We start from the raw sequence: 9,095 nt of genomic DNA, 5'->3' as shown, positions 1-9,095 counted from the left end.
GACGACGGCCGTGTGGATCTCGGCGACCTGTTGTTCGAGAGTCGTCAAGCGTCGGGAGAGTTCGGCCGATTCGCGCCAGTAGCGACCATCAGGTTCACCATCTCGGTGTATACTCGTATACATGCAAACAACGATTCGCATAGACAGCCAGGTCCGTGACCGGCTGGAAACCCTCAAACAGGACGGCGAGAACCTCGGCGACGTGGTCCAGCGACTGGCCAATGCCTACAACCCGTTCGCAGGCCTTGGCGCAGTTCTGGCTATGCCCGAGGTATCAGCGGCCGTCCACGCCGATTACCAGGCCTCCTTGGAATCTGCCACCGGCGAGAACGGCGTCGAGCGTTGACGCCCACTCGCGGCGACATCGTCCGGCGCGGTGACACCGGCGGGTATGGGATCGTCGTCACGAACGACATGCTCCACCAGGTCTCCGAAGTAGTCATCCTCTGTACCGTCGTGCGCTCGACGAGCATGGCGGACTCCTTCCCGCACGCGATCGAGATCGCCGCGGCCGACCAGAACCTTTACGCAATACCCGTATCCGTCCATACCGCCCCGGCGAGCGCGATCACTGAGATCATCGGCCAGGCCGAGGAACATCAGCTGCGAGACATCGTGCGCATGTTGCATGCCGCCACAAGCCCTTGAGTTGCCCTAGCCGGGCTGCTTGGGCACCACAGGATTCGGGGGCAAGGACGCACTGGCGTCCTTGTCCCCGTTGCTTTTCTCCGGACTGGAACCATTGCCGACGACGGCCGTGTGGATCTCGGCGACCTGTTGTTCGAGAGCGGTCAGGCGTCGGGAGAGTTCGGCCGATTCCCGCCGCTCGGCTTGCTCTTCGGCGGCCGAGACCCGATCCACGAACCAGGACGCGAGCGAGCCGCTGACGAGACCGACCAGGCCGATCGCGCAGAACATGAGCATGGCGGCGATGACCTGCCCGGTGCCCGTCTGCGGCACCAGGTCGCCGTAGCCGACAGTGGAGGCGGTGACGACCGACCACCACAGCGCGTCGCCGAAGTCGGTGATCTGGGCACCCTCGACCTCCCGTTCGGCGTCCAGCACCGCCAGGCTGGAGACGAGCAGGATCATCGCCGTGATCCCGGTGATGTACACACCCGCCTTGATGCGGAGCGAGGTCCTAGCGTGGCGGCTGAAGACCTCCACGAGCACCAGCACCATGCGGACCACCCGCAGCGGCCGCGCCAGCGGGATCAGCACCATGATCAGGTCGAGCGGGTGCTTGTAGACGAACCGGACCCGGTGCCCCTTCCCGGCCAGCCACAGGCGGATCGCGTAGTCGGCGCCGAAGAGCACCCACACCGCGTAATTGACCAGCTGGGAGGCGGTCGCAGCCCAGCCGGGCAGGTCCGGGTACAGGATCGGGGCCGCGTAGGCGGCGAGGAACGCGAAGGCCAGGACGAAGAGCGGCATGTTCGTCGCGCGCTCCCAGGCCGTGAGCTGCTCGGGCCAGAGCGCGTCCCTTTCGCGCGGGAACGGTGAGGTGGGCACGTCCCCCAGGCTAACTGCCCGGATGCGATCGGAGGTCCCCCACCGCGCGCGCCGCTCCGGCGAGAGTGTCGCACCGCCATTGCATTATCGGATCGTGAACCCGCACAAAGAACTCGCCGCCGCACTGCGCCGCAGCATTGTCAGGCGCCAGTGGGACGCGCTGGCGCAACCGAGCATTCGCCTCGCTCACGCGAAGGACGGCGACCGGATCGTCGGCTATCTGGGAGGCGATCCCGAACTCCCGGCGGGTACACCGTGGCCGAAGGACCCGAACGGCGACTCGCTCCAGCTCTATTTGACCGTGTTCCTGTCGGAGCTGCCCCGGACCGGACACGGACTGGACCTGCCAGACCGGGGCCGGCTCCTGTTCATGCTCGATTTCGAGGCCGATTACCCGACCGTCATCTACGTGGAGGACGACACCGACCTGGTGCGCTGCCCGATCCCCGAAGACCTCGGGCCCGGAGACGACGATCGCCTCGACGTCACGGCCGTGGTCGACGGCACCTTCCCCGACCGCCACCACACCTACTTGCGGCGCCTTCCCGAGAGCTACTTCCTCGAAATCGACGACCCCGAGATCAGGGAGGCCGATCGTCCGTACGGCATGCACCGCATCGGCGGCTATGGCGAAGCAGTCCAGTACGAACCGGACTTCGCGCCGTCCGCGCGGCTGCCGCGACTGGAGGAGCTGGATCTTCCCGGCGGTATCGACCCCGGGGCGTCCGAGCTGCCGATCATGTTGGCGCAGATCGACACCGACCACGAGGCGAACCTGATCTGGGGCGACTGCGGCAACTCCCACTGGTTCATCGGCCGTGAAGACCTCGCCGCACGCCGCTTCGACAAGGTCGAGATGGGCTGGAGCTGCTATTAGCTCGGATGCCGGTTCTCGCTCCGTTCCTTACCCGGTCAGGTCCGGGTCATGAGGCGGTTCAGCCTGGGCGCCATCGCGACCAGGACCACCGCGGTCGCCAGCGCCAGGGCCGCCAGGATGTAGAAGAACGCCTGCTCGCCCCAGCGCGGGGTGATGTACGCGTAGGCCTGTCCGCCCAGTGGCGTGCCGACGGCCGGGGCGAGGAACCACACGCCCATCATCTGGCCCTTGAGCTTCGTCGGCGCGAGCTTGACGGTCACGCTGAGCCCCACCGGGGACAGCGAGAGCTCGCCGAAGGTCAGCAGCAGGTACACCAGCGCCATCCAGGTGAGTCCGATGAGGACGCCGCCGTCGGCGCGGCCCTGGAGCACGCCGAGCAGCAGGTAGGCGGCGCCGACCAGGGCGAGGCCGAGGGCGAACTTGCGGGTGGCGCCGAAGCCGTCGCCGAGCTTGATCCACAGGGCGCCGAAGACCGGCGCGAAGATCAGGATGAAGATTGAGTTGAAGTTCTGCACTTCGCCGGCGGGGAGGTCGAAGCCCCACGCGCCCAGGTCGACCGAGCTGGAGGCGAACTCGGTGAGGACGCTGTTCATCTGGAGGTAGAGCATCCAGAACACCACGGCGGCGATGAACAGGCCGACGTAGGCGCGCAGGCCGGCCGTCTCGGCTTCGGTGATGTCCCCCGCCTGGCCAAAGATGTAGACGAAGTACCAGACGGCGGCGACGATGGCGACGGCGGTGATGACCCGCGGGACGCTCTGGAAGGTGAGCGTCCCGGTGGCCGCCCAGATCGCGATGGCGGCGGCGAGGGCGAGGCCGCCCCAGACGCAGATCCGGCCGACCTTGCGTTTTTCGGTCTCGGTCAGGGGCCGGCCGGGGCCGACACCGGTGCCCTTGAGGCGGGGCCAGCCGCGCACGTACCAGAGCAGGCCGAGGGCCATGCCGACGGCGGCGGCGCCGAAGCCGAGGTGCCAGCGGTCGTCGCCGGCGAGGTAGGGGGTCACGAGGATGCCGAGCAGGGCGCCGATATTGATGCCCATGTAGAACACGGAGAAGCCGGAGTCGCGGCGGGCGTCGGTGTCGCCGTCGTAGAGGCGGCCGACCATGACGGAGATGTTCGGTTTGAGCAGGCCGGAACCGACGATGATGAGGAACAGCCCGAGGAAGATCGTGGAGGGGCCCTCGATGGGGATGGCCATGCTGAGGTGGCCGCACATGATGATGATGCCGCCGACGAGGACGCCGCGCCGCGGGCCGAGGACGCGGTCGGCGAGCCAGCCGCCGGGCAGGGCGGTGAGGTAGACGGCGCCGGAGTAGATCGAGGCGATGGGGACGGCGGTGGTCGCGTCGAGGCCGAGGCCGTTCTGGGCGGCGGGCGCCTGGAGGAACAGCAGCAGGATGCCCGAGAGTCCGTAGTAGGAGAACCGTTCCCACATCTCGGTGCCGAACAGGACCGCCAGGCCCCGCGGGTGGCCGAAGAACGTGCTCCGCTCGCGCGTGGCGGCTCGCTCGTAGTGGGACATCAGTGCTCCCGGGCTCGGGTTGGTCGGTGCGGCTAGGGGGTGGTCGAGGACCCCCTGGCGCCGCTTGAGAGAACGTAACCGCTCGGGTTGCGCTGCGGCGCGAAATGTCCGGATTCGCGGGTCGTCCGTTCGGGTGCTGTCTGGTTGTTTGTCGCAAATGGCCGTTTAATTTGATCTACGATCCGCACATGACTGACGATCCTTACTGGAGCACGCAGGGCGGCGGGGAACCGTCGGGGCGTTTCTCGGGCGGCGATCCGCTGGTGTCGGACACGTTCGAGGGCTGGTGGAACGCTTCTTTGGGGGTGGTGCAGCGCTCGTGGCGGCCGATCGGGCTGATCCTGCTGGTCGGGGTGGTGCTGCCGAAGTGGGTGTTCGGTTCGTACCAGAGCCTGGTCTCGCGGGACGCCTCGTTCGAGGGCACCGACTGGGCCGAGATGAGCCAGGCGTGGCAGCCGGGTCCGGCGGCGTCCATCTTCGGGGGCCTGTTGGGCCTGGCACTGCTGTATCTCACGGCCTCTTCGGGTCTGGCGGCGACGCGGACGGCGGCGGCCGAGGCCGCGGGCGGGTTCCTCAGTCTCGGCGAGGCGTTCCGGTTCGGGTTCCGGCGCGGCTGGAAGCTGTGGCTGTGGCTGATGTTGGCCTGGCTGTCGATCGGCGTCGGCCTGGTCCTGTGCGTCCTGCCGGGATTGTGGATCGCGTTCGCGCTGAGCCTGATGATCCCGGCGGCGACGTTCGAGAAGCACCGCAGCCCTTACGCCAGGTCGTTCCAGCTGACGCACTCGAAGTTCTGGGCGGCGCTGGGCCGGCTCATCATCGTCGTGCTGGTCATGTTCGCCGCGAACCTGCTCATCGCGATCATCGGGCTGCTGCTGGCCGGCGTATGGACGGCGATCTTCGCGTCGTGGCTGGCGTCGGTTCTGATCATCCTCACCGAGGCGGTCATGGCGCTGCTGCTGCTGATCCCGATGATCTGGGTGCTGGCCGCCGCGCTGTGCTCGTACGCGTGGCTGCGGGGCCGGACCGAGTCCGTTTCGGCCACGTCGCTGTCGGCCGAGGCCGCCAGGGAGGCGCCCGGTCCGAACGCCGCCGCGGGACCGTCTTCCGGTCCGCCGCAGACGCCGTCTTCCGGTCCGCAGCAGACGCCGCCTCCCGGACGGCCGCCCGGACCGCCGCCGGGACGTGGACAGACGCCGCCCGACCCGTTCCCGGGAACGGGACCGACCGGCGGGTAGCCGTTCGCGGGACGTCGACATAGTGGAGCCGGGGCACCTCGCCCCGGCTCTTCGCTTTGCGGCCGAGCCGCCGGCCCCGCCCGCCGCGCTCTCTGCCACGCATTCCGCGCCCCGGATTGGCACTCGAAGGTCGAGAGTGCTATACCTGGTTTTGGCACTCTCAGCCTGTGAGTGCTAAGCGTGCGATGAGGTGGTCGGGCCTTGGCCCTCCGTCGCGGGATTGCCGCCTCACCGTCGACAACGAACGTTATCCGAAAGGAAGCCATCCGCAATGGCGAAGATGATCGCATTCGACGAGGAGGCCCGCCGCGGACTTGAGCGGGGTATGAACATCCTCGCCGAGGCCGTCAAGGTCACCCTCGGTCCCAAGGGCCGCAACGTTGTGCTCGACAAGAAGTGGGGCGCGCCCACCATCACCAACGACGGTGTGTCCGTCGCCAAGGAGATCGAGCTCGAAGACCCCTACGAGAAGATCGGCGCCGAGCTGGTCAAGGAGGTCGCGAAGAAGACTGACGACGTAGCCGGCGACGGCACGACGACCGCGACCGTTCTGGCTCAGGCCCTCGTGAAGGAAGGCCTGCGCGCCGTTGCCGCCGGCGCCAACCCGATCGCCATCAAGAAGGGCATCGAGAAGGCCGTCACCGCCGTGGTCGCCGAGCTTCAGGCCAACGCCTCCGAGGTCGACACCGAGGAGCAGATCGCCAACACCGCGTCCGTCTCCGCCGGCGACTCGACCGTCGGCGCCATCATCGCCGAGGCGATGGAGAAGGTCGGCAAGGAAGGCGTCATCACCGTCGAGGAGTCGAACACCTTCGGCCTCGACCTCGAGCTCACCGAGGGCATGCGCTTCGACAAGGGCTACCTGTCCGGTTACTTCGTGACCGACCAGGACCGCATGGAAGCCGTCCTCGAGGACCCGTACATCCTCATCGTCAACAACAAGATCTCGGCGGTCAAGGACCTGCTGCCGACCCTGGAGAAGGTCACGCAGACCGGCAAGCCGCTGCTGATCATCGCCGAGGACGTCGACGCCGAGGCCCTGGCCACCCTGGTGGTCAACAAGGTTCGCGGCATCTTCAAGTCCGTGGCCGTCAAGGCCCCCGGCTTCGGCGACCGCCGCAAGGCCATGCTCGGTGACATCGCCATCCTCACCGGCGGCCAGGTCATCTCCGAGGAGATCGGCCTCAAGCTGGAGTCGACCACTCTCGACATGCTGGGCACCGCCCGCAAGGTCGTCATCACCAAGGACGAGACCACCCTCGTCGACGGTGGCGGCGAAGAGGACCAGATCCAGGGCCGGGTCGGACAGATCCGCGCCGAGATCGATAACTCCGACTCCGACTACGACCGCGAGAAGCTGCAGGAGCGCCTGGCGCGCCTGGCCGGCGGCGTCGCGATCATCAAGGTCGGCGCGGCCACCGAGGTCGAGCTCAAGGAGCGCAAGCACCGCATCGAAGACGCCGTGCGCAACGCGAAGGCGGCCGTCGAAGAGGGCATCCTCCCCGGCGGCGGCACCGCGCTGGTGCAGGCCGGTGCCACCGCGTTCGAGAAGATCGAGACGGTCGAGCCCGACGAGGCCACCGGTGTGGAGATCGTCAAGCGTTCGCTGGGCGCCCCGCTGCGGGCCATCGCCGAGAACGCCGGCCTCGAGGGCGGCGTCGTGGTCGAGAAGGTCGCGAACCTGCCCAAGGGTGAAGGCCTGAACGCCGCGACCGGCGAGTACGGGAACATGCTCGACATGGGCATCCCGGACCCGGCCAAGGTCACCCGTTCCGCGCTGCAGAACGCCGCGTCCATCGCGGGCCTGTTCCTGACCACCGAGGCCGTCGTCGCCGACGCCCCGGAGAAGGAAGGCGCCGGTGGCGGCGCTCCCGACATGGGCGGCATGGGCGGCATGATGTAGCTCGGCCTCGCCGAGTCAAGTAGTACTGAGTACTGCATGGGAGGACCGCTCACGGTAGAGTGAGTGGTTCTCCCATTCTCTGTACTGGTCTCCAGTGCAGATGGCGCAATAGCCAAATGCGCAAGCGGCATACCGTTCAATCCCGAACGGTATGCCGTGCTTTGCGTTCGGGGTGATGGCGACCGGGGCCCGGCGGCTTCGCGACCGCCGAGCCCCGGTCGTTCTCACCCGTCGCATTCGCGGGTTATCTCGGCCCAGACGCGGACCGCTTCGGTGAGGATCTGGTCTCGGTTATCGGTGGCCCATTCGACGTGAAGCGGGGCCGAGACGGTCAGTTTCGCCGTGCCCGTGTCGAGTCCGGTGACCGAGCCGAGGACTTCGGCTTCGGTCCCGGTCTCAATGGGGCTGCCGGAGATGGCGATGCGGAGGCGGGCCTGACCTGGGACGGGTTCGAAGCGAAGTCGGCGATCCTCGATACAGGCGGAGGCGAGGAAGCGCAACCGCAGGGCGCGTTTGACGCGGCCATCGGCGTTTCGGGTGGGGACGGCGCGGCTCATGCGATGCCCGCCGTTCCGTAGCCGCGCTGGGCGTCGAAGGCGCGTTCCCAGTTGGCGATGAACGAGTCTTCCGGCGGCGGTCCGCTTCTGGCACGCCGCGCTCCTCCGACGGCGCGGGCGAGCCGTTCGGCCTGGGCCGGTTGGGAGGCGGCCCGCATTCGCCAGGTCGGCACCGGACGTGGGCTCGGCGGGGTCAGGCCGGTCCGTTGATGCGGGATCGGCAGGGGCGGAACGTTTCGGCGCGGCGGGACAGGCGGTTCGGCGCGGCGCGGTTTGGATCGGTCGGCTTGGGGCGCAGGCGATTCGGGGGCGCGGCTGCGGACCGCTCGGGAGGACAGGCGCTTGCACCAGCGGGTCACCTTGGCCCAGGCCCGTTCCCACCGGCCGGGTTCCATCTCCGACTCGTGCGCGCGGGAGAACTCCTCTGACTTCTCCAGGAATCTGGACAGGGCCGCTTCCCGCATCCGATCGAGACGGGGCGGTTCGGCTTCCGGCGCTTGGCAGTCGGGCTCCGGTTCGGGGTTCGGCTTCGGCTTCGACTTGGGTTTCGGGGCGGGACGCGGCTTCGCGTGGAGCTTGACGGGCTTGGCGGGCCGGTGCGGTGTTACTCGGAATGCGTCGAGTTTGGCGAGGAAGGCGGCCTTGTTGCGGGCCGGGTAGCGCCAGGGCGGGACGATCGCGTCCCACCGGAGGCCGGAGGCGATTCCGTCTACCGTCTGAGCCGGGATTTCGCGTAGGCTGATATACGCCACGGGAGGTTACCTCTCTGGTGTAAGGGGGGCGAGCCGCCAGACTGTTTGGCGATAGAAGGGCGGCTCGCCCGTGCTTGTCTATTGAGTTGTCGGAACGCACCGATGCAGTGCTTTTCCAAGTTTTCCACACCTGAGCGACGAAATCGAGGAAGCCTCGCCGCGTCTGCCCAGAGTGTCTAGACAACTCCAACCTCGGTTGCCAGCAAAGCTCTTCCTACTCATGCGTGCGCAGGGCCGTGGAGGAGTGAGCTTCAAACGAATCAGCGACAGCAGAGGTTCGCCTGGCCTGACGGCGGCCTACTGACTGGCAGGGTTCGCAATGGTTGGGCCGCAAGAAAGTCAGCGACAGAAGAGGTCCGGCAGGTTCGGCGGTGGTCCGCTGGCTCTCGGGTCCATAGTGCTTGGACTTCGAACGAATCAGCGATGGAGTGGTGTGGAGGGTGCCCGGGGTCGGTTGCCGGGGGTGGGGCCATCGGTGGGTCGGTGCCGATAGTGGGTGGACCCCCGACCTGGTCGGATCTGCCACGGCCGGGGTTGGCCTGTGGGGGTTCGTTTCCGTTGGTGGGCATGGGGAGGGGCCCGATCCCGTGTCCCGTTTCCGGGTGGGTCGGGCTGCGGTGCCTGTGGTGGTCCGCTTCCCCCGCCGCCTTCACTGCCTGGCGGCGGGGCGGGGTAACCGCGCTGGCTCGACCAGTACCCGAGGCTCCGGGGACACCTCCGGGGGTGGTGGGGCTGG

At 67.9% G+C, this 9,095-nt stretch carries 9 protein-coding genes; 5 read left to right on the top strand and 4 right to left on the bottom strand.

Going from position 1 to position 9,095, the window contains the following annotated elements; translation table 11 throughout:
- Nucleotides 1-121 precede the first annotated feature (121 nt).
- Both FAB82_RS12410 and FAB82_RS12405 read left to right on the top strand, forming a co-directional pair.
- Nucleotides 122-346 carry a DUF7557 family protein gene (locus FAB82_RS12410; protein ID WP_136534863.1) on the top strand — a complete coding sequence of 75 codons (225 nt, stop codon included), beginning with the start codon at nt 122-124 and terminating at the stop codon, nt 344-346.
- Entirely contained in the window at nt 343-648 is a 306-nt protein-coding gene (locus tag FAB82_RS12405) for a hypothetical protein (RefSeq protein WP_136534862.1), read from the top strand. The genes FAB82_RS12410 and FAB82_RS12405 overlap by 4 nt, the downstream gene beginning before the upstream one ends.
- A 6-nt stretch (nt 649-654) precedes the next feature.
- Here FAB82_RS12405 and FAB82_RS12400 read toward each other — a convergent pair whose 3' ends face one another.
- On the bottom strand, nt 655-1,512 hold the full coding sequence (locus FAB82_RS12400; protein WP_211116562.1) for a potassium channel family protein: 858 nt from the start codon (nt 1,510-1,512) through the stop codon (nt 655-657).
- 94 nt (nt 1,513-1,606) lie between these two features.
- On the opposite strand from FAB82_RS12400, the gene FAB82_RS12395 reads away from it, so the two are divergent.
- Nucleotides 1,607-2,389, top strand: coding sequence for a DUF1963 domain-containing protein (locus FAB82_RS12395; protein ID WP_168801570.1), 783 nt, complete (start codon nt 1,607-1,609; stop codon nt 2,387-2,389).
- A gap of 35 nt (nt 2,390-2,424) precedes the next feature.
- Here the strand turns inward: FAB82_RS12395 and FAB82_RS12390 are convergent, their stop codons facing one another.
- The gene (locus tag FAB82_RS12390) at nt 2,425-3,912 is read right to left on the bottom strand and encodes a peptide MFS transporter (protein WP_136534859.1); all 1,488 of its coding nucleotides are present in this window, start codon (nt 3,910-3,912) and stop codon (nt 2,425-2,427) included.
- 188 nt (nt 3,913-4,100) lie between these two features.
- Here FAB82_RS12390 and FAB82_RS12385 point away from each other — a divergent pair, with 188 nt between their 5' ends.
- Together FAB82_RS12385 and groL are read left to right on the top strand one after the other, a co-directional pair.
- Nucleotides 4,101-5,147: a hypothetical protein gene (locus FAB82_RS12385; RefSeq protein WP_136534858.1), complete on the top strand. Its 1,047-nt coding sequence runs from the start codon at nt 4,101-4,103 to the stop codon at nt 5,145-5,147.
- A gap of 271 nt (nt 5,148-5,418) precedes the next feature.
- Nucleotides 5,419-7,050, top strand: coding sequence for a chaperonin GroEL (gene groL / locus FAB82_RS12380; RefSeq protein ID WP_136534857.1), 1,632 nt, complete (start codon nt 5,419-5,421; stop codon nt 7,048-7,050).
- A 224-nt stretch (nt 7,051-7,274) separates the two neighbouring features.
- Here groL and FAB82_RS12375 read toward each other — a convergent pair whose 3' ends face one another.
- Both FAB82_RS12375 and FAB82_RS12370 read right to left on the bottom strand, forming a co-directional pair.
- Entirely contained in the window at nt 7,275-7,607 is a 333-nt protein-coding gene (locus tag FAB82_RS12375) for a hypothetical protein (protein WP_136534856.1), read from the bottom strand.
- Nucleotides 7,604-8,359 carry a hypothetical protein gene (locus FAB82_RS12370; protein ID WP_136534855.1) on the bottom strand — a complete coding sequence of 252 codons (756 nt, stop codon included), beginning with the start codon at nt 8,357-8,359 and terminating at the stop codon, nt 7,604-7,606. Before FAB82_RS12370 ends, FAB82_RS12375 begins: the two co-directional genes overlap by 4 nt.
- Between the last annotated feature and the right edge of the window lie 736 nt (nt 8,360-9,095).

Origin of the sequence: Glycomyces buryatensis (assembly GCF_004912275.1) — a bacterium.
Classification (GTDB): domain Bacteria; phylum Actinomycetota; class Actinomycetes; order Mycobacteriales; family Micromonosporaceae; genus Glycomyces; species Glycomyces buryatensis.
This window is presented reverse-complemented; position numbering and strand designations above follow the sequence as displayed.